Raw genomic sequence first — 19,740 nt, forward strand, 5'->3', positions numbered from 1 at the left:
GGTCAGGCCGCCGGGGAGGCCCGGGGCCGGTCTGGCCGCCGGGGTCTCGCCGCGCAGCGGGAAGTGGCAGGCGACCTGGTGCGTCTCGCCCACCAGCGCGGGCTCTTGCGCGCAGGCGTCCACCGCCAGCGGGCAGCGGGTGCGGAAGCGGCAGCCGGTCGGCGGGTTCAGCGCGCTCGGCAGCTCGCCCTTGATGGTGGTGTCCGGGCTGGGCGCGCGGCCGGGGTCGGGCGAGGGCACGGCGTCGAGCAGCGCCCGCGTGTACGGGTGGCGCGGCGCGCGGACCACCTGGTGCGCGGGGCCGATTTCGACCAGCTTGCCCAGGTACATCACGCCGATGCGGTCGGCCATGTAGTCGACCACGGACAGGTCGTGGCTGATGAACACGTACGACAGGCCGAGCTCGCCCTGCAGGTCGCGCATGAGGTTGAGCACCTGCGCCTGCACCGACACGTCCAGCGCGCTGACCGGCTCGTCGGCCACGATCAGCCGGGGCCGCAGCGCCAGCGCCCTGGCCAGCCCGATGCGCTGCAACTGCCCGCCGGAGAACTCGTGCGGGTAACGTTCCAGCGCCCGCCGCGGCAGCCCGACCTGGTCGAGCAGTTCGCCCGCCCGTGCGCGGCGCGCGGCGGCGTCGCCGGCCTGCTGGATCTCCAGCGGCTCGGTGAGGATGGAGTCGACGCGCATGCGCGGGTTCATGGCCGCGTAGCTGTCCTGGAACATGAGCTGCACCTGCCGGTGCATGCGCCGGCGGGCGGGCCGGTCGAGGGTGGCGGCGTCGGCGCCGTCCACGACGATCCGGCCGCCGGTGGGCGCTTCGAGACCGGCGACGAGGCGGCCGACGGTGGACTTGCCGCAGCCGGACTCGCCCACGATGCCGAGCGTCTCGCCCTGGCCGACCTCGAAGGACACCCCGGCCACGGCGCTGACCCGCCCGGCGGCGTCGCGCAGGCCCGCGCCGCCGGCGTCGTACTCCTTGACCAGGTCGTGCACGGCCAGGATCGGCTCGGGGCTCTCGGACGCGGTCCTGGCCCGGCCGGACGAGGCCGCCGCCGCCGGGACAGGCTCGGTGACGGGGTGCAGGCAGGCGTACGCGTGGCCGTCCCCGATGAGCGGGATGTCGCCGGTGCGGCACTCGTCGGTGGCCTGGCCGCAGCGGGGCGCGAAACGGCAGCCGGTCAGCGGGCGCGACAGGTCCGGCGGCAGGCCGGGGATGCTGTAGAGGCGGCCGGCGCCGTCGGGGCCCGGCCGGGCGGACTCGGGCAGGGCACGCATGAGCGCCTCGGTGTAGCGGTGGCGCGGCGCGCGGAACAGCTCGGCGGTGGTGGCGGTCTCCACCACGCGGCCGGCGTACATGACGGCGACCCGGTCGGCGCGGCCGGCGATCACGCCGAGGTCGTGGGTGACCAGGATGACCGCCATCTTGAACTCCTCGCGCAGGTCGTCGATGAGTTCGAGGATCTGGCGCTGGGTGGTGACGTCCAGGGCGGTGGTGGGCTCGTCGGCGATGAGCAGGCGCGGGGAGCGGATGAGCGCCATCGCGATGACGACGCGCTGGCGCATGCCGCCGGAGAGCTGGTGCGGGTAGTCATCGACGATCCTGTCCGGACGGGGCATGCCGACCCGGCGCAGGATCTCCACGGCCCGCTCGCGCGCCTCCTTCCTGCCGACGCCCTGGTGGACGCGCAGGGGCTCGGCGACCTGGGCGCCGATGCGCATGGTGGGGTTGAGCGAGGTGAGCGGGTCCTGGAAGACCATGCCCATCTCGACGCCGCGCACCCTGCGCAGTTCCCGGGGGTCGAGCGTGCGCAGGTCGCGGCCGTCGAAGAGGATCTCCCCGCCGACGACCCGGCCGCCGGCGGGCAGCAGCCCCATGACCGACAGGACGGTCATGGTCTTGCCGCTGCCCGACTCCCCCACGACGCCGAGCGTCTCGCCCTGGTGGACCTCGAGGTTGACCTGGTCGAGCGCGTGCACGGCACCGCGCCGCAGCGCGATGTCGGTGCTGAGGTCACGCAGCCGCAGCAGCGGCCGGTTCGGAGCCTCCATGTGGTGAAACCTCCTGCTAACGCCGCCGGAGGCGGACCTCGAAGACGTCCCTCAGCCCGTCGCCGATGAAGTTGAAGGCGAGGACGATGAGGATGATGGCGATCCCCGGCGGGTACAGCAGCCACCAGTTGCCGCTGAAGGTGTCCGCCAGGCCGTCCGACAGCATGCCGCCCCAGTTGGCGGCGGGCGGCGGCACGCCCAGGCCGAGGAAGGACAGGTAGGCCACGTACAGGATCGCGTCGGCGACCTGGAAGGTGGCGTTGACGATCACCGTGCCGATGGCGTTGGGGATGATGTGCCGGCGCACGGCGCGCCCGCCGGTGCCGCCCATGCCGCGCATCGCCACGACGTACTCGCGGGTGCGCAGGGTGAGCGCCTCGCCGCGGACCAGCCGGGCGGGGCCGAGCCAGGCGAAGGCGCCGATGATGACGATGAGCATCGGCACCGTGGGCGTCACGATCGCGGCCATGAGCATGAACAGGAACAGCGCGGGGATCGACATCATGGCGTCGACCACCCGCATCATGATCGCGTCCACCCAGCTTCCCGCGAACCCGGCGACGGCCCCCCACACGGTGCCCACGACGGTGGCCAGCAGGCCGGCGGCGAGCCCGACCACGATGGAGGTCTGGCCGCCGAGCATCATGCGGCCGAGCTGGTCGTAGCCGACGCCGTCGGTGCCGAGCGGGTGCCCGTCCACGCCGGGGGCGAGGTAGACCTTGGTCAGGTCGGTGTGCACCTGGTCGGTCTGGTAGAACAGCGGGCCGAGGAAGGAGAAGGCCGCGAGCAGCACGAACAGGCCCACGCCGACCAGGGCGAGCCGGTTCTCGCGGAAGACCTCCAGGCCCTGACGCCACATCCCGCGGACGGGCGCGTCCTCGTGCTCGGTGGTCATGAGCGTCCCGCCCTGAGTCGTACGCGCGGATCGACCGCGGCGTACAGCACGTCGGCGACCAGCGCGCCGAGCACGGTCGCCACCGAGATCAGCAGGGTGACGCCGAGCAGGATCGGGTAGTCCCGCTTGAGCGCCGCCTGCCAGAACAGCAGCCCCATGCCCGGGTAGTTGAACAGCCGCTCGACCACGAGGGCGCCGCTGAACAGCGCGGGCAGGTACATGCCGAGCAGGGTGATGACGGGGAACAGGCCGTTGCGCAGCGTGTGCCCGACGATCACCCGGCTCTCCGGCAGGCCCTTGCTGCGGGCCGTGCGCACGTAGTTCTCGTTCAGGTTGTCCACCATGGACGAGCGGACGTAGCGGGAGTAGACCGCGACGGTGAGGATCGTCAGCGTGAGCGTGGGCAGCACCAGCCCGGCGGGGTCGGCCAGCACCTCCGCGAGGGTGAAGCCCTGCGGGGCCTCGGGCGGCAGCACCGGCCACACCTGGGAGAACAGAATGATCATCATGAGGCCCATGAAGAAGATCGGCGTCGCGTAGGCCAGCAGGGTCAGCCCGTTGATGGTGTAGTCGGGCCAGCGGTTGCGCCGCACGGCCTGCACGACGCCGAGCGGGACGGCCACGACGACCGCGAGCAGCGTCGAGGCCAGCGACAGCAGGGCGGTCTTGGGCAGCCGCTGCCCGATGGCCTCGGCCACCGACTGGTTGAGCTGGAAGGAGTAGCCCAGGTCACCCTGGACCAGCCGCCGCAGGTACAGCGCGTACTGTTCCCACAGCGGCCGGTCGTACCCCATCTCGTGGTCGAAGGCGGCGATCTGCTGGAGCGTCGCCTCCTTGCCCAGGATGGCCCGCGCCGCGCCTCCTGGCAGCAGGTGCAGGATCACGAACGTGATCAGTGTCACCAGGATCACGATGACCAGGGCCTGGCCCAGGCGCGTGAGGAGGTACCGGGTCAACGGTCAGCTCTTCCAGGACCAGTCTTGGAAGTACATGAGGTTCATCGGGTCCTGCGGCTCGACGCCTTCCAGGCCCGACTTGTACGCCGAGATCTGGTAGACGGGGTTGGGCATCCAGAGCACCGGCAGGTCCTTGGCCAGGAAGTCGTTGTACTCCTGCAGGGCCCCGGCGTCGGTGGAGAACTGCGCCTTGTCGATCAGCTCGTCCGCCTCGGGGTTGCTGTAGCTGCCGAGGTTGACGGGGGCGTCGGTCTGGAACAGGCGCTCGCCGGAGGCGAAGGCCGGGTAGTACCAGCTTCCCTGGGAGCCGAAGAACGACATGTCCCAGTCACACTTGGACTCCTGCGGCTTGCAGGCCGGGGTGACCGCGACGGAGTCGGGCACCTCCTTGATGGTGAGCTGCACGCCGAGCTTGGCCATCGCCGACTTGATCTCGGCGAACATCTTGGTGGTCGCGGCGAAGCCCGACTGACTGGTGACGGTGAAGCTGAGCGGGGTGTCCTTGGCGATGCCCGTGCCGCACAGCGCGGGGTCGGCGCAGGTGCTCTGCCCGTCGGGCGTCACCTTCCAGCCGTGGCTCTCCAGCAGTTGCCGGGCCTTTTCCGGGTCGAAGGGGTAGGCGCAGCCCTGGCCGCCGGGGGTGCCGGGCTTGGCCGGGACCGGGCCGCAGGTCGGCGAGGCCATGTCGGACCAGATGACCTTGCTGATGGTGGGCTGGTCGATGAGCATCTGCAGCGCCTGGCGCAGGTACGGCTGCTTGAACAGCACGCCGCTCTTCGGGTTGTTGAAGTTGAGCTGGAGGTAGGTGATCGACCAGCCGTACCAGGGGGAGACCCGGTAGTCCTTCGACTCCAGGTAGCTCTTCTGCGACAGGTTGGCCGGCGGGATGTAGCCGTAGTCGATCTGGCCGGCGCGCAGCACGTTGAACTCGGCGTCGTCGCCGGTGAACGGGCGCAGCACGATCTTGTTCAGCTTCGGCTTGTCCGGCCCGGAGTAGGCGTCCTGCTTGGCCAGGACGACCTCGCCGCTGGGCACGTAGCTGTCCAGCTTCCAGGGGCCGCTGGTGGTCTTCCACAGCGGGTTGGTGGCGTAGGACTTGGGGTCCTTGGAGGCGGCGGTCAGCTCGTCGAAGGTCTTCTCGGCGTCGCCGCCCTTGTCCCAGGCGTGCTGGGGCAGCGGCACGATGCGGTTGAGCTGGTTGCCGGTGAACCAGGCGGTGTTGTACGCCTTCTTGGTGGTCAGGGAGAAGGTCTTGTCGTCCTTGACCTCGAAGGCGGAGATGTTGTCGGGGAAGCCGCCGGGCCGGTAGGAGGCCCACTTGTCCTTGTTGGCGGTGACGAGGTCCCACCAGAACCGGACGTCCTTCGTGGTGATCGGCTTGCCGTCGGACCAGGTGTTGTCCTTGAGCGTGATGCTCAGCGTCCTGCCCTCGTCGCTGACGACGGGCGGCTCCGCCAGGGAGCGCTCGGGGTTGATGTTGTCGGTGCTGGTGCCGTCGAGCTGGTAGCTGTACAGCTTGCGGTACAGGGCGGTGCTGAAGATCTCGTTCTCGCCCTGGGTGAAGCCGGGGGCCGAGATCGGCAGGATCCAGTTCGGCGTGCGGAGGGCCACGGTCGCGGTGTCCTTGCCCTGCGCGCCACCGCCGCCGCCCTGCTGTGCGCCGCCGCCGGCGCCCGCGCTGCAGGCGGTCAGTCCGAGCCCGATGGCCACCACGCCGCACACGATGCGGGTTCTCGTCCCCATGTTTCTCCTCGTCGAGACGCGGGTGCGCCCGTTATGGGCCGTTCAGTCCGGAGAATGTATAGAGAAGCAAGTAGTAAGTCAATGCGAAAAATCGACTTTGTTCAGCCCACTTATTTCGCGGTAGAGTCCGCGGCGAAGGCGACTGGTCGGTGATCGTCTTCTTCGCCCATGATGGGCACCAGTCGTGTTCAGCCGGTTCGTGTTCTCACGGAGGGAGAGGCATGTCGGAGCCCGCCAATCTGCGCGAGCAGGCGCTCAGCCTGCTGGCCAGTGGCAAGGCCGTCTCCCGCGCCGACCTGGTGGAGATCCTTCAGGTGGCCCCCTCGACGGTCTCCAGCGTGGTGCGCCGCCTGCTGGAGGAGGGCACGATCCTGGAGGAGGGCGTCGGCGCCTCCACCGGCGGACGCCGCCCGCGGATCCTGCGCCTGCGCGAGGACGGCGGCGTCTACGCCGTCGCCGAACTCGGCGGCGGCCACGCCCGCGTCGGCCTGTGCTCGCCCTCCGGGGCGCTGCTGACGGCCGAGGAGTTCGCCGTCGACATAGGAGCCGGCCCCAAGGCGATCTTCGACGACGTCACCGAGGGCTTCGACCGCGTCCGGGCCGCCCACGCGCCCGGCCGGCGGCTGCTGGCCGTCGGCATGGCCCTGCCCGGCCCCGTGGACTTCCCGCACGGACGCCTCATCGGCCCGGCCCGCATGCCGGGCTGGAGCGGGTACGACGTCCAGAACGACCTGGCCGACCGCTTCGGGGTCACCGCCGTGGTCGACAACGACGCCAAGGCCGCCGCGATCGGCGAGCACGTCACCCGCCGCGAGAGCGGCGACATGATCTACGTCAAGGCCGGCACCGGCATCGGCGGCTGCCTGGTCAGCGGCTCCCAGATCTACCGCGGCGGGCGCGGCCTCAGCGGCGACCTCACCCACGTGCGCGTGGCCGACAGCGGCGAGCGCGAATGCTCCTGCGGCAGCCGCGGCTGCCTGGAGACCGCCGCCAGCGGGGCCGCGCTCGTCCGCGAGCTGGCCGGGCGCGGCCTGCCCGTGGCCAGCACGCGCGACGTCGTGGCCGCCACCGTCAACGCCGACCCGGCCGTGGTGACCCTGGTGCGCCACGCGGGCCGGCTGCTGGGCGTCGCGCTGTCGGGCCTGGTCAACTTCCTCAACCCCGACAGCGTCGTCATCGGCGGCGCCCTGTCCAGCCTCGACGTCTACGTGGCCGCCGTCAAAGGCGTGCTCTACGAGCGCTGCCTGCCGCCGCTGACCCAGTCGCTGATCATCGAGGCGAGTGTCGCCGGGCCCGACGCGGCCCTCGCCGGGCTCGGCCACCTCCTGCGCGAGACGGCCGGCGTCCACCCCGCACAACCCGCCCGTTGCCCCTCGTAACGCTCGTTCGCCGACCCCGGAGAAAGCACCAGCGTGTCCACCACTTCGTCTCTGCGCATCGCCGTCTGCGGCGTGCACATCGAGTCCAGCACCTTCTCGCCGCACCTGAGCGGCGCCGCCGACTTCGCGGTCACCCGCGGCCAGGCCCTGCTCGGCCGCTACGACTGGCTCGGCGAGCCGTGGGCGGCCGGCGTGGAGTGGGTGCCGCTCGTCCACGCCCGCGCGCTGCCCGGCGGAGCGGTCGAACCGGCCGCCTACGACGCCTGGCGGGACGAGATCGTCCGCGGCCTGGCCGACGGGCCGTTCGACGGGGTGCTGCTGGACATCCACGGCGCGATGAGCGTCGTCGGCCGCGAGGACGCCGAAGGCGACCTGGTCACCGCCGTCCGCGCCGCGATCGGCCCGCGGCCGCTGGTGTCGGCCGCGATGGACCTGCACGGCAACGTCTCCCCCACCCTGTTCGCCGGCTGCGACCTGCTGACCTGCTACCGCACCGCGCCCCACGTGGACGTCTGGGAGACGCGCGAGCGCGCCGCCCGCAACCTCGTCGAGGCCCTGCGCCGTGGCGGGCGTCCGCACAAGGCGCTGGTCCACGTGCCGATCCTGCTGCCCGGCGAGATGACCAGCACCCGCGTCGAGCCCGCCCGCGGCCTGTACGCCCGCATCCCCGCCGTCGAGGCCCGGCCGGGCGTGATCGACGCGGCGATCTGGATCGGCTTCGCCTGGGCCGACGAGCCGCGCTGCACCGGCGCGGTGGTGGCCACCGGCACCGACGCCGGCGCGACCGAGCGGGCCGCGCGGGAACTGGCCCAGGCGTTCTGGGACGCGCGCGACGACTTCGCCTTCGTGGCGCCCACCGGCTCCATGGACGAGTGCCTGGACGCGGCGCTCGCGCAGGGCGCGGCCCGGCCGTACTTCATCAGCGACTCCGGCGACAACCCGGGCGCGGGCGGCGCCGACGACGTCACCTACGCGCTGGAACGCATGCTGGCCAGGCCCGGGATCCGCGACGGCTCGGTGCGCGCCGTCTACGCCTCCCTGTTCGACCCGGAGACGGTGGCGCGCATCGGGCACCTGCCGATCGGCACGCCGGTCAGCGTGCGCGCCGGGGGCCGTCTCGACGCGCGTGCGCCGGGGCCGTTGCTGCTGGAGGGGACGCTGGAGGCGCTGGCCGACGACCCGGACGGCGGGCGGGTGGCCAGCGTGCGGATCGGCGGGCTGAGCGTCTTCCTGACCTCGCGCCGGATGCAGTACCGGCTGCTGGAGTCGTACCGGCGGCTGGGGGTGGAGGCCGGCGGGGCCGACGTGGTCACGGTCAAGATCGGGTATCTGGAGCCGGAGCTGTTCGAGGCGGCGGCCGGGTGGATGCTCGCGCTCACGCCGGGGGGCGTGGATCAGGACCTGCACCGGCTGCCGTACCGGAACCTGCGGCGGCCGATCTTCCCCCTGGACCCGGTCGCCGCCCTCGACCTCGCCCCGCGCCGTTCCTGAGCACCTGACCGTTCCTGAGCACCTGACCGTTCCTGAGCACCTGACGGGCACCCCCGCAATCACCAGGGCCGCCCCCGGAGCGCACACCTTCCTACCGGTGCGCGGTCCGCGGGGCGGCCCGTTCTTCGTGTTGCGAGGGGTTAGGTGTGGGGCGACGGGCGGCCTGGCACGCTAACGCGCCCCACCAGGCAGGACGGCTTACTGGTAGGCCAGCGCGTCCAGCCTGTCCGCCTCGAGGGTGTCGCCGAAGTACTCGCCGGCTTCCCGCATGTGGCGGTGTCGGTCAACATCGACCTTGACCTTGATGTCGCACTTGACGTCGACGCGGACGTGGGCTGACCTGTCGACCGGACCGGTGCTGCACACCGTGATCCTGTTGGTCGGCTGGTGGTGGTCATCGGCCAGCGCCGCACCGGAAGCCGTGATAGCTCCGGCCGCGAGCAGGGCGGCCGCGACCGCGCATGCCCCACCCATCTGACGTGCCTTCATGTTGCGCTCCTCTATTTCCCTGAGATCCGATCTGGTTCGATCGGAGTCACAGAGAGTCTTATTCCAGCTACTCTCGGTAGCTATGCAGCCTCATATCCCTGCATATCGGCAAGGTCCCTCCATGGGCTTATTTGATCCACTTCGCCGTTTCCAGCGCAGTTTTCACCGCGCCACGCCGGATGCCGACGCACGATTGTTATCGCTAACAGACAATGCTTGGCGATGCCCGGCTTTCGCCCGCCCAAGAGCAGCTCAGAGTGTCCGGTGATCAAAAACAGCGGGCCGCCACCGACTGTTAGCGTTATCAATTCTCGGGACGCGGACGGTGATTTCGAGGGGAGACCATGAGAGAGCAGGCGCAACCGATTCGCACAACGCAGCAGCGCACGGCGATGGCCGCAGCCGCCGCCGCACCACGGCCCGGCCCGGCCACAAAAGAATGGGCCGCCGCGCCGTCGAATCGCTGCTCGGGCTGATCGACGGCGACGGCGGCACGCTCGACGCCGGCCCGGAGGGCACGTCGCAGGTGGTCCCCGCGCTGGTGCGCCGGGCGGGCACCGCGCCGGCGCCGGACTGATCCCGGCCGGCCGCCGGCGGGGCCGTCACAGCGCGAGCCCGATGAGGCCGCAGTTGATGACCAGGGCCAGGGCCGACAGCGCGGTGCGCACCCGGTTCCAGGCGCCCCAGCGGCGGCGCGGGTCCTGCGCCGCGAAGTCCGCCGGCAGGTTGTCCGGGTCGAGGTCGCGCACCCACTTGTTCACCGGCACGTTCTGCGTCAGCGAGATCGCGATCGTGATCAGGCAGAGGGCGGCGGCCACCAGGTACAGGGCCCGCGCCGCCGCGCTCTGCGTGAGCAGGGCGAGCGCCACGTCACCCAGCGTGGTGATCAGGAAGCACGCGGGCATGAACGGGTCGTAACGGGTGGAGAAGAACGCGTGCGCATGCACGTAGCGGTCCGGCGGCAGGCTGGCCAGCAACGGCCAGCCGCCGAGCTGGGTGCCCAGGAGCACCCCGGCGGACAAGCCGTTGGCCAGTAGGACGAGCGAGACGACGATCTCCAGCACGGGCCCCTCCAGTCAGCCTGCCACGAACGCACGATCCGACACCGCCTAGCCACGGGCCGCGGCGGCCTCCACCTTCTCCTTGATCAACTGCATCTGGACGGGCGTGTTGCGGTTCAGCCGCGCCTGCATCGTCGCGTCGTCGACCGGCGCCGCCGCCTTCATCTCGAAGTCCTGCACCCAGCGCATCCGCACGCCGCCGTCCTCCTGCAGGTACTCCCAGTAGATCCACATGTACTTGAACGGCCCCGTCTCGACCCGCTGGGAGCGGACGGTCTTGGTGGGCTCGTCCGGACGCCGGGCCGAGACCCAGCTCCACACCTGGCCGTTCTCGTCGGGGTGCAGCGCGAGCCGGAACAGGATCGTGCCGTCCCGGTCCGAGATGATCTTGGCTTCCGAGTACTCGCTGAACAGCTCGGTCCACGACTCGATGTCGTTGGTCATGTCCCAGAGAAGCTGCATCGGCGCGGCGATGACGATCTCGTTGTCGGTGTGCCCGGCCATGTCACGCACCCGCCTTCGCCGTCAGCAGCGTGTTGATGTACTCGACCGCCCTGGCGGGCGTCGGCATGTCCACGACCGCGTCGTCGCTGATCTGGATGCCGTAGCGGCGCTCCACCTGGCTGCACAGCTCCAGCACGGCCAGCGAGTCGTAGCCGAGGTCCCCGAACCCCATCTGCGCGATGTCGCCGTTGAGGTCCGCCTCGTCGGTGTCTCCCATGCTGCGCAGGATGTCGCGTAGCTGGTCCAAGTCGAAGGCGCTCATTCCTCGTCTCTCCATTTCCTCGTCCGCGTCCGTCGTCCGGGCCTCGCGGTCCGATCCACCGGGACCGTCCCAGGTTCGCCCATCCGTCTGAAAACCTTCTCGAGCCGCGCTCGACGGCTCACGCGAGCACCACCGCGACGGCGTTGACCGTCACCCCGAGCAGCGCGAGCACGGTGCGCAGCAGATGCCAGCGCCGCCACAGCGGCCGGGGGTCGCGCCAGTCCGGCGGCACCTTGTCCGGGTCGAGGGACTTGACCACCCGGTTGATCGGGACGTTGCAGAAGTGCGAGACCACCGACACCCCGAGCAGCAGCACGGCCGCCGTGGCGAAGAGCAGGGCCGGCTGCGCCCTGGTCAGCACCGCCAGCACGATGTCGAGGGCCATCGACGTGAGCACGATGATCGGCATGGTCGGGTCCCAGCGCCGGCCGACCAGCTTGTGGGTGTAGACGTAGCGGTCGGCCGGCATGGCGAACAACGCGGGCAGCACGCTCAGCGCGACCGCGAACAGCACCCCGGCCACCACCCCGCTGCCCACCAGCGCCGCTATGGACAGCACGTCCGTCAGCATCACGACACGCCCGCCCCGCCCTCACCGCGCAGACGCGACTCGGCCACGATCGCGGCGTCGTCGTCGCCGTGACCGGCCGCCAGCACGGCGGCGTATGCCTCGATGGCGCGGGCGGTCAGGGGCAGGTCGGCCCCGTGCTCCCGCGCCTCCTCCCCGGCCAGACTGAGGTCCTTGTGCATGAGCGTGGCCCGGAAGGCCGCCGGCCGGTACCGCTGCCCCCGCATGAACTGCGCGCGGAAGGACAGCACCGGCGAGCGCCAGCCGCTGTTGTCGAAGACGTCCAGCAGCACCGAGCGGTCGATGCCCATCGCCTCGACGAACCTCACCGCCTCGGCCAGGCCCATGATGTGCACGCCCAGCATCAGGTTGAAGGCCAGCTTCAGCGCGCTGGCGTTGCCCGTCGGGCCGAGGTGGCGGACGTCCTGACCGATGGTGGCCAGCACCTCGCGGACCTCCTCGACCGCCGCCTCCTCGCCGGCGGCGAAGACGCGCAGCGCGCCCGTGGCGGCCATGGCGGGGTTGCCCATCACACACGCCTCGACGCGCCGCACCCCCACCTCGGCCAGCCGCTTGTCGGCGTGCACGGCGAACGTCGGCGTGACCGTCGAGGTGTCCACGACGATCGTGCCCGGCCGCAGCCGCCCGTCGAGCTCGCCGAACAGCACCTGCTCCACGGCGGCCTCGTCGGCCAGGCTGAGCAGCACCACGTCGGCGCCGGCCACGGCCTCCGCCGGCGTGGCGGCGATCGTGGCGCCCGCCTTGCCGACCGACACGGCCTTCTCCGGGCTGCGGTTCCAGGCGGTGACGTTCGCGCCGGCGTCCAGCAGGGCGCAGGCCATCCCGGCGCCCATGCCGCCCAGCCCGAGCACCGCGATCGGCTTCGCTCGCACGGTCACCTGCCCGCGGGGTGGGTCTGCACGGACAACTGGGAGATGCAGCGCATCGTGGCGTCGCGGAAGTAGCGGCCGAAGCCGGCCTCGTCGCCGGTGTCGCGCTGCTCCTGAAGGTAGGGGGCGAGCTGCTCCTCGATCAGGTGCACGCCGCGCTGCGCGGCCATGTGGCGGGCGATCGCGGAGAACTCGCCCTCGTAGTGGATGACGCGCACCATGATGTCGTCCTTGATGAAGACGGCGGTGCCGAGCAGGCGGCCGGCCGCAGCGCCGTCGTCGCCGGTGAACACCGGCGTGTCCACCCGCTGGAAGCCGCCGAAGATCTCGGCGATCTCGTCCTCGTGTCCGGGCTTGACTCGGTAGGTGATGGCCGCGAACGGCATGGCGTCTCCTTCGCTTCGGCCGGGTCCGCTCACCCGAAGGCCACTTTGGCCAGCAGGTCGAGCTGCTCGGCATCGGACGTGCAGGGCATCAGCATGAGCTCGTCGCACCCGGCCTCGGCATAGCCGTCGATCGTCTCGCGCAGCCGGGCGTCGTCGCTGATCACGCTGTCGGCCAGGAATCGTGCCTTCTGGCCGGTGTAGGCGTAGTAGTCGAGCAGGTAGCGGGCGCCGGCCTGCTTGCGGTCGGGGCCGGGGGCGACGTAGGCGAGGGCGCCCAGCCGGGGCGTGTCCGTCCGGCCCGCCGCCGTCCAGGCCCGGCGCACCGACTCGGCCACCTCCGCGTAGCGGTGCAGCGGGGTGCTGCCGGAGATCCAGCCCATCCCGTACGTCGCCGCCCGCCTCAGCGCGGCGTCCGAGTTGCCGCCGATCCACATCGGGATCCGGCCGCGCTCGGGCCTGGGGCCGATGCCGGGGACCGCGCCCTGGCCCGACCAGACGCGGCCCATCTCGTCCAGCAGGTCGTCGAGCCGGCGTCCGCGCTGCCGGTAGGGCACGCCGGTCGCGACGAAGTCGTCCTCCCGCCCGCCGGCGGCGATGCCCACCACCAGGCGGCCGGCGGCCAGCCGGTCCACGCTGGCCAGTTGCTTGGCCAGCAGCGCGGCGCTCGGGTGGTAGCCGGCCAGCAGGATCGTGGGGGCCAGCGTGATGCGCTCGGTCACGGCGGCGGACGCCGCGAGCGTCACCACGGTGTCGTAGCTGTCGTAGACCAGCCGGTCGAGCACGGCCAGCGTGCTGAAGCCGAGCCGGTCGGCCCGGCGGGCGAACTCGGGCAGTTCCCGGCCGTCCGTGCCGGGGACGGTGCTCGGCAGTCCCACTCCGATGTCCATGTGGCCTCCTGTCTGCCGGCGACGGCTCAGATCCCGCCGTCCACGTTGAGCGTCACGCCGCTGATGTACTGGGAGGTGTCACCGGCCAGGAACAGCACCGCGCCGGCCACGTCGTTGGGCCGGCACAGCCGCCCCAGCGCCGTGATGGCGACGATGCGCTCGACGACCTTCGGCGGCAGCCCCGCGCCCGGCTCGGTCTCGGTGAGCCCCGGCGCGACGAGGTTGACCCTGATCCCGCGCGGGCCCAGTTCCTTGCACAGCCCCCGGGTGAACCCGACCAGGGCCGCCTTCGAGGCGGAGTAGTGCACGCCGTTGACCCGGCCGCGCAGCGCCGCGGACGCGCCGATGTTGACCACCGAGGCTCCGTCGGCGAGCACGCCCAGCATCGCCTGCGTGACGAGGTAGGCGGAGGTCACGTTGTAGTCGAGCAGCCGCTGCCACTCCTCGCCCGAGATCTCCGAGAACGGGGCGGAGCCGTCCACCCCGACGTTGTTGACCAGGACGTCGAGCCGGCCGAACTCCTCCTCCACGGTGCCCGCCAGCCGGCGGTTGTCGGCGGAGTCGGTCACGTCCGCCCGTACCACCCGGTTGCGGTCGCCGAGTTCCTTCAGTTCCGTGGCGAGGGTGTCCGAATCCTCCCCCTCGGTGTGATGACAGGCCAGCACGTGTGCGCCGGCCTGCGCGAAGGCGAGGACCGTGGCACGTCCGATGCCCCTGGTCCCACCGGTCACCAGCACGCGCTTGCCGCGTAGCCCCTGATCCACCAGACCATTCCTCTCCTTGCGACGCGCGGCTCGGCTGAGCCGGCCACGGCCCATCGTGCGGGCAGCGGCTGGTCCGCTCCTCGAATCCCGGTCGAGAAGCGCCTTCGGGGGCGCGGCGGGGAGCGCGCCTCCAACCGGCTTCGAGCCCGTCTCCACCTCCCGATGGAAACGTCGCAGCGATCCGGCACGACCGTCGGCATCGCACGGTGCGAGAGAGGGAGTCACGAATGACGGGCATTGCTCCGGACGTCACCACACCGACCGGGCTCATCCGGCTGTGCAACGCCTTCTGCGAATCGAAGGCCCTGCTCACCGCGGTGGAGCTCGACCTGTTCACCGAGCTGCACGACAACCCGGCCACCGAGGAGGAGATCCGGACGCGGCTCGGGCTGCACGGCCGCGGGCTGAACGACTTCCTGCTCCTGCTGACCGCGCTCGGCCTGCTGGAGCGGCAGGGCGACACCTTCCGCAACGCGCCCGGAGCCGAGCAGTACCTGGTGCGGGAGCAGCCGACCTACATCGGCGGGTTCATGCGCCGGGCCAACGACAACCTCTACCCGGCCTACGGCAAGCTGTCGGACGCGCTGCGCACCGGCCTGCCGCAGGCGCAGGGCGACTTCGACGACGTGCTGGCCAACCCGAAGATCCTCGGCCGCTTCATCCAGATGATGGACGCGCTGACGCAGGTCCTCGGGCCGCAGCTCATCGAGGCGTACGACTTCTCGAGCCACGCCACGCTGCTCGACGTCGGCGGCTGCCGCGGCAACCTGGCCGGCCAGATCGTCAAGGCGCACCCGGACCTGACCGGCACCGTGTTCGACCTGCCGCAGATGGAGCCCTTCTTCACCGAGCACATGGCCGGCCTCGGCCTGAGCGAGAAGATGAGCTTCCGGCACGGCGACTTCTGGCAGGACCCGCTGCCGCAGGCCGATGTCGTGGTCATGGGCCACGTGCTGCACGACTACGACATCGACCGGCGCAGGTTCCTGGTGCAGAAGGCCGCCGCCGCCGTGCGGCCCGGCGGCGCGCTGGTGATCTACGACCGGATGCTGGACGAGGGCCCCGCCCAGGTGGAGAACCTGGTGATCAGCCTGGACATGCTGCTGGTCAGCGAGGGCGGTTCGGAGTACCCGGTCGAAGAGCTGCGCGAGCACGCCGCGCTGGCCGGCTTCACCTCGCTGGAGGAGAAGCAGCTCGGCGACTTCGACACCCTACTGATCTGCCGCAGAGGCTGAGGCGCCCGGTTGGCGGGGCACCGCGAACTGGGTGATGCAGCGCAACTGGCTGGCGCGGAAGGTCCGGAGGAATCCGTCGACCGTGCCGGTGTCGCGCGGGTTGTTCAGGTAGGGGGCGAGCTTGCGCTCGACCTCGGACACGCCGGGCTGGGCGGCCATGAAGCGGATCACCGCGTCGAGGTCGCCCTCGTACTCGATGAAGCGTACGAGGGTGCTGTCCCGGATGAAGACCGCGGTCGCGAGGATGCGGCCCGCCTGGGCTCCGTCGGTCCCGGGGACGACGTTCCCCGACGGCCGGCGGAAGTTGTCGAACACCTCCGCGACCTCGTCCTCGCAACCGCCCTTGATGTCATAAGTGATCGCGGTAAATGGCATGGCAACTCCTCGGGATCGCGAACGTCGCCCCAGGATGCGCAGCGGGGCTCGAAGCAACCTCGCGAACCACTCGGTGCCGTGGCCGCCGCCCGGCCGCGGCGTCCGCTCCATACCGACTTGACCCGCCCTTGAGCCGACGGTGGGAGCTTGCCAGAGATGGCAGGACCCCGACCGGTTCAGGGCGGCCGAAGCAAAACCTGTCACCCATAGGAGGATTCGGGATGACCACGACCTCGACCGACCGTGTCCCGGAGCAGGGGCCGCTCGATGACGACGGTGTGCAGCAGGAGCTGCTGCTGATGCTGGCCGGCAAGTGGGTGGCGGGCACGTTGAACGTGCTCGCCCGCGTCGGCGTCGCCGACCTGCTCGCCGACGGCCCCCGCGGCATCGACGACCTGGCGGAGGCGAGCGGCACCCACGCGCCGACGCTGCACCGTTTCATGCGCGCCGCCGCGTCCGTGGGCGTCTTCGCCGAGCGTGCGGACAAGACGTTCGAGCTGACGCCGAAGGCGCAGTACCTGCGCAGCGACGTGCCCGGCTCACTGCGTTACCTCGCCTACTTCTACGGCGAGACCACCGTCTGGAACTGCTGGGGCTCCGCGATCGACACCCTGCGCACGGGCGAGCCGAACGGCCGCAAGCTGCGCGACGGCAAGAACTTCTTCGAGTACCTGGAGCAGGAGGCGCCGGAGTTCGCCGCGGCCTTCCACAAGGCGATGTCGGAGCTGAACGAGAGCCGCGCGCCGAAGATCGCCGCGTCCTTCGACTTCGGGCGCTTCGCCACGATCGCCGACCTCGGCGGCGGCCAGGGCCGGTTCCTGTCGGCGATCCTGCGGCAGTACCCGCAGTCGCGCGGCATCCTGTTCGACATCGAGACCGCGATCGCCTCGGCGCCGCCGGTGCTGGCCGCGCAGGGGGTCGCCGACCGGGTGCGGCTCGTCAGCGGCAGCTTCTTCGACGAGGTGCCGAGCGGCGCGAACGCGTACACGATGAAGGCCATCATGCACGACTGGGCGGACGCCGAGTGCCGCAAGGTGCTCGGGCGGATCCGGCAGGCGATCGGCGACGACGCCGAGGCCCGCGTGCTGATCGTGGACGGCGTGGTCCCCGACGGCAACGACCCCTCCTACATCAAGCTGATGGACATCTCGATGGGGGTCACCAACGGCGGCCGGGAGCGGACCGTCGCCGACTGGACGAGCCTGGTGGAGGAGTCGGGCTTCGAGGTCGTCGCCATCCACCCGACCGAGCAGCCGCACAGCATCGTCGAGTGCCGTCCTGTGTGAGCCGGCCCGGATGAGCCAACAGCAGTGCAGGGAGGCGACTAGATGAGCACCGAACAGCCCATTCCGTACCCGTTCCCCCGCCCGTCGGCCCTGGAGGTGCCGGTCGAGCTGACGTCCTTGCGCGACCGTCCGGTGGTCCCGGTGGTGCTGCCGAGCGGGGACCGGGCGGTGCTGGTGACGCGCTACGAGGACGTGCGGTCCGTGCTGACGGACCCGAGGGTCAGCCGCAACCTCAACCGCCCGGACGCGGCCCGCATGACCTCCAACAACAAGATGTTCCAGGACGACAGGATGGACCCGGACCCGCCGGAGCACACCCGGGTCCGGCGGCTGGTGATGAAGGCGTTCACGGCCACGATGGTGGAGAACCTGCGCCCGAAGGTGCAGGAGATCGTGGACGAGCTGGTGACCAAGATGGAGAACGGGCCGTGCCCGGCGGACGTGTCGGAGTCGCTGGCGTTCCCGCTGTCCATCCGCGTCATCTGCGACCTGCTGGGCGTCCCGACGGAGGACCAGGACCGCTTCCGCGGCTGGACCGACCGGTTCCTGTCCACCGGCAAGTACTCCGGGCCGGAGATCGGCGCGGCGATGGCCGAGATCGGCGGCTACATGGGCCGGCTGATCGAGACCCGGCGGGCGCACCCCCGTGACGACCTGATCAGCGCGCTGACCCAGGTCCACGAGGACGACGACACCCGCCTGAGCGAGTACGAGCTGCACTGGTGGTGCCGGCTGCTCCTGCTGGTCGGCTACGAGACCACGGCCAGCCAGATCGGCTACCTGGTGGCGAAGGTGCTGGCGCATCCCGACCAGCTCGCCCGGCTCAGGGAGGACCCCTCCCTGGTGCCGGCGGCGGTCGAGGAGGTGCTGCGCTGGAAGCTGCTGAACGGCTCGCTGTCGATGCTGCGCTACGTCACCGAGGACATCGAGATCGGCGGCGTGACGGTGCCCAAGGGGACGAGCATCATCCCGGCCGTCGAGTCGGCCAACTGGGACGAGAGCGTCTTCTCCTGCCCGCACGAGTTCGACGTCAAGCGGGCCTACAACTACCACCTGACGTTCAGCGTGGGGCCGCACTTCTGCATCGGCGCCTCGCTGGCCCGGCTGGAGCTGCAGATCGTGCTGGACACCCTGCTGCGCAGGTTCCCCCGGCTGCGGCTGGCCGCTCCCGCGGACGGCATGGGACGCAGCGAGGGCACGCTGATCGGCGGGCTGCTCGAGATCCCGGTGGAGTGGTAGTCATGCGGGTGACGGTCGACCGGGACACCTGCTGCGGCAGCGGCCTGTGCGTCGTCGCGGTGCCGCAGGTGTTCGGCCACGACGACGAGACCGTCGTCGTGGTGAACGTGCCGGAGCCGCCGGCCGCCCTCGCGGACCTCGTCCGCGAGGCGGCCCGGCGCTGCCCCACCGGGACGATCCGGCTGCTCGACGACGAGTGAGCCGGCACCCGACACGAAGAAGCTGCCGGCGGTCCGACCGCCGGCAGCTTCTTCGTGTACGGCCGGCTGGTCAGCCCGCCAGGAGCTTGGCCTCCACGTCCGGGTCCAGGCCGACCAGCCCGTGGCCCGCGTGGTGGCGCGCGTAGGACGACTCCTGCGGGATGTCCTCGCCTTCCACCTCGCACAGCCAGGCCCAGGTGTCGGCCACCGTCTCGGCGACGGGACGGCAGCGCAGCCCGGCGGCCACCGCCTTGGACACGTCGGTCCGGTGCAGCAGCTCGTGCATCTCACCGGGCGGCAGCCAGGCCGGCAGGCCGTTCCAGGGCTTGACGCCCGCCTTCAGGATCGGCTCGGGGTCGATCCAGCGCAGCTCGGCGCCGGCGCCCGTGACCTCGACGCAGGCGTTGAGGAAGTCCTCCATCGTGGCGTGCTCCGGCGGGCACACCATGTTGTAGGCGCCGTGCAGGCGGCTGCGCGCGGCGTCCAGGATCCAGCTCGCCATGTCGCGGACGTCGATGTACTGCAGGGAGCCGGTCCGCGGCCCCGGCGCGAGCTGGGGGCCGCCGCGGGCGGCGCGGCGCAGCCACCACGGCACCCGCCCGGAGTTCTCGCGAGGGCCGAAGATCAGCCCCGGCCGGACGAGCAGCGCCCGGTCGCCGAACCCCTGCCTGGCCGCCACCTCGCCGCCCGCCTTGGCGTCGCGGTAGTCGGTGTCGCCGTCGTCCGGCGAGCCGGAGACCACCGGCCGGTCTTCGGTGAGCGGGGCGGGGACGGGGAAGTCGTAGATCCCGCGGGTGGAGACGTAGGTGTAGTGGCCGATGCGGCCCTCCAGCAGCCGCAGCGTGTCGCGGACCACCCGCGGCGCGCCGGACCACGTGTCCACCGCCACGTCCCACTCGCCCTGCGCGAGGGGCGCCATGCCGTCGGGGAGCGTGCGGTCGCCGTGCAGCGCCCGCACGCCGGGCGGCGGCGCCTGCCGTCCCCGGTGGAACACCGTCACCTCCCAGCCCCTGGCCAAAGCCTCCTCGGTCACGGCGCGGCCCACGAACTCCGTGCCACCGAGCATGAGAATGCGCATCTG

The 19,740-nt window shown here is 71.3% G+C and carries 22 protein-coding genes; 7 read left to right on the forward strand and 15 right to left on the reverse strand.

The window, feature by feature from the left end:
• From FAF44_RS16815 to FAF44_RS16830, 4 genes are all read right to left on the reverse strand, one after another.
• A partial coding sequence (locus FAF44_RS16815; protein WP_237104106.1) for an ABC transporter ATP-binding protein occupies positions 1-2,049 on the reverse strand: 2,049 nt, incomplete at its 3' end.
• Between the two features lie 16 nt (positions 2,050-2,065).
• Positions 2,066-2,944: an ABC transporter permease gene (locus FAF44_RS16820; RefSeq protein WP_237104107.1), complete on the reverse strand. Its 879-nt coding sequence runs from the start codon at positions 2,942-2,944 to the stop codon at positions 2,066-2,068.
• A complete protein-coding gene (locus FAF44_RS16825; protein ID WP_237104108.1) occupies positions 2,941-3,900 on the reverse strand; it encodes an ABC transporter permease in 960 nt (319 codons plus the stop codon). Before FAF44_RS16825 ends, FAF44_RS16820 begins: the two co-directional genes overlap by 4 nt.
• A gap of 3 nt (positions 3,901-3,903) precedes the next feature.
• Positions 3,904-5,643: a peptide ABC transporter substrate-binding protein gene (locus FAF44_RS16830; protein WP_237104109.1), complete on the reverse strand. Its 1,740-nt coding sequence runs from the start codon at positions 5,641-5,643 to the stop codon at positions 3,904-3,906.
• A gap of 221 nt (positions 5,644-5,864) precedes the next feature.
• On the opposite strand from FAF44_RS16830, the gene FAF44_RS16835 reads away from it, so the two are divergent.
• Positions 5,865-7,022 (forward strand): ROK family transcriptional regulator, encoded by a 1,158-nt coding sequence (locus tag FAF44_RS16835; protein WP_237104110.1) that lies wholly within the window; start codon positions 5,865-5,867, stop codon positions 7,020-7,022.
• A 33-nt stretch (positions 7,023-7,055) separates the two neighbouring features.
• Positions 7,056-8,513: a M81 family metallopeptidase gene (locus tag FAF44_RS16840; RefSeq protein ID WP_237104111.1), complete on the forward strand. Its 1,458-nt coding sequence runs from the start codon at positions 7,056-7,058 to the stop codon at positions 8,511-8,513.
• 198 nt (positions 8,514-8,711) lie between these two features.
• Here the strand turns inward: FAF44_RS16840 and FAF44_RS16845 are convergent, their stop codons facing one another.
• Complete coding sequence (locus FAF44_RS16845; protein ID WP_237104112.1) at positions 8,712-9,002, reverse strand: hypothetical protein; 291 nt, start codon at positions 9,000-9,002, stop codon at positions 8,712-8,714.
• A gap of 439 nt (positions 9,003-9,441) precedes the next feature.
• On the opposite strand from FAF44_RS16845, the gene FAF44_RS16850 reads away from it, so the two are divergent.
• On the forward strand, positions 9,442-9,579 hold the full coding sequence (locus FAF44_RS16850) for a hypothetical protein (protein WP_237104113.1): 138 nt from the start codon (positions 9,442-9,444) through the stop codon (positions 9,577-9,579).
• Between the two features lie 25 nt (positions 9,580-9,604).
• On the opposite strand, the gene FAF44_RS16855 is transcribed toward FAF44_RS16850, so the two are convergent.
• From FAF44_RS16855 to FAF44_RS16890, 8 genes are all read right to left on the reverse strand, one after another.
• The gene (locus FAF44_RS16855; protein WP_237104114.1) at positions 9,605-10,066 is read right to left on the reverse strand and encodes a DUF1772 domain-containing protein; all 462 of its coding nucleotides are present in this window, start codon (positions 10,064-10,066) and stop codon (positions 9,605-9,607) included.
• Positions 10,067-10,111: 45 nt separating this feature from the next.
• Positions 10,112-10,567 (reverse strand): SRPBCC family protein, encoded by a 456-nt coding sequence (locus tag FAF44_RS16860; protein WP_237104115.1) that lies wholly within the window; start codon positions 10,565-10,567, stop codon positions 10,112-10,114.
• A 1-nt stretch (position 10,568) separates the two neighbouring features.
• On the reverse strand, positions 10,569-10,829 hold the full coding sequence (locus FAF44_RS16865; protein WP_237104116.1) for an acyl carrier protein: 261 nt from the start codon (positions 10,827-10,829) through the stop codon (positions 10,569-10,571).
• Positions 10,830-10,947: 118 nt separating this feature from the next.
• Complete coding sequence (locus FAF44_RS16870; protein ID WP_237104117.1) at positions 10,948-11,388, reverse strand: DUF1772 domain-containing protein; 441 nt, start codon at positions 11,386-11,388, stop codon at positions 10,948-10,950.
• Between the two features lie 11 nt (positions 11,389-11,399).
• A complete protein-coding gene (locus tag FAF44_RS16875) occupies positions 11,400-12,296 on the reverse strand; it encodes an NAD(P)-dependent oxidoreductase (protein WP_237104118.1) in 897 nt (298 codons plus the stop codon).
• Positions 12,293-12,673, reverse strand: a complete 381-nt coding sequence (locus FAF44_RS16880) for a SchA/CurD-like domain-containing protein (RefSeq protein WP_237104119.1) — start codon at positions 12,671-12,673, stop codon at positions 12,293-12,295. Before FAF44_RS16880 ends, FAF44_RS16875 begins: the two co-directional genes overlap by 4 nt.
• A gap of 29 nt (positions 12,674-12,702) precedes the next feature.
• Positions 12,703-13,560, reverse strand: coding sequence for an LLM class flavin-dependent oxidoreductase (locus tag FAF44_RS16885; protein ID WP_237104120.1), 858 nt, complete (start codon positions 13,558-13,560; stop codon positions 12,703-12,705).
• Between the two features lie 26 nt (positions 13,561-13,586).
• The gene (locus FAF44_RS16890) at positions 13,587-14,324 is read right to left on the reverse strand and encodes an SDR family NAD(P)-dependent oxidoreductase (RefSeq protein WP_237104121.1); all 738 of its coding nucleotides are present in this window, start codon (positions 14,322-14,324) and stop codon (positions 13,587-13,589) included.
• Between the two features lie 227 nt (positions 14,325-14,551).
• On the opposite strand from FAF44_RS16890, the gene FAF44_RS16895 reads away from it, so the two are divergent.
• Positions 14,552-15,559, forward strand: coding sequence for an acetylserotonin O-methyltransferase (locus FAF44_RS16895; RefSeq protein WP_237104122.1), 1,008 nt, complete (start codon positions 14,552-14,554; stop codon positions 15,557-15,559).
• Here the strand turns inward: FAF44_RS16895 and FAF44_RS16900 are convergent.
• Positions 15,536-15,934 carry a SchA/CurD-like domain-containing protein gene (locus FAF44_RS16900; RefSeq protein WP_237104123.1) on the reverse strand — a complete coding sequence of 133 codons (399 nt, stop codon included), beginning with the start codon at positions 15,932-15,934 and terminating at the stop codon, positions 15,536-15,538. The two genes, FAF44_RS16895 and FAF44_RS16900, sit on opposite strands and share 24 nt — an antisense overlap.
• Positions 15,935-16,155: 221 nt before the next feature.
• On the opposite strand from FAF44_RS16900, the gene FAF44_RS16905 reads away from it, so the two are divergent.
• The 3 genes from FAF44_RS16905 to FAF44_RS16915 are packed head-to-tail and all read left to right on the forward strand — an operon-like array spanning position 16,156 to position 18,659.
• Positions 16,156-17,220: a methyltransferase gene (locus FAF44_RS16905; RefSeq protein ID WP_237104124.1), complete on the forward strand. Its 1,065-nt coding sequence runs from the start codon at positions 16,156-16,158 to the stop codon at positions 17,218-17,220.
• Between the two features lie 42 nt (positions 17,221-17,262).
• Positions 17,263-18,459, forward strand: coding sequence for a cytochrome P450 (locus tag FAF44_RS16910; RefSeq protein ID WP_237104125.1), 1,197 nt, complete (start codon positions 17,263-17,265; stop codon positions 18,457-18,459).
• 2 nt (positions 18,460-18,461) lie between these two features.
• Positions 18,462-18,659: a ferredoxin gene (locus tag FAF44_RS16915; protein WP_237104126.1), complete on the forward strand. Its 198-nt coding sequence runs from the start codon at positions 18,462-18,464 to the stop codon at positions 18,657-18,659.
• Positions 18,660-18,729: 70 nt separating this feature from the next.
• On the opposite strand, the gene FAF44_RS16920 is transcribed toward FAF44_RS16915, so the two are convergent.
• Positions 18,730-19,737: an NAD-dependent epimerase/dehydratase family protein gene (locus FAF44_RS16920; RefSeq protein WP_237104127.1), complete on the reverse strand. Its 1,008-nt coding sequence runs from the start codon at positions 19,735-19,737 to the stop codon at positions 18,730-18,732.
• Between the last annotated feature and the right edge of the window lie 3 nt (positions 19,738-19,740).

Origin of the sequence: Nonomuraea sp. MG754425 (assembly GCF_021699195.1) — a bacterium.
GTDB lineage: Bacteria > Actinomycetota > Actinomycetes > Streptosporangiales > Streptosporangiaceae > Nonomuraea.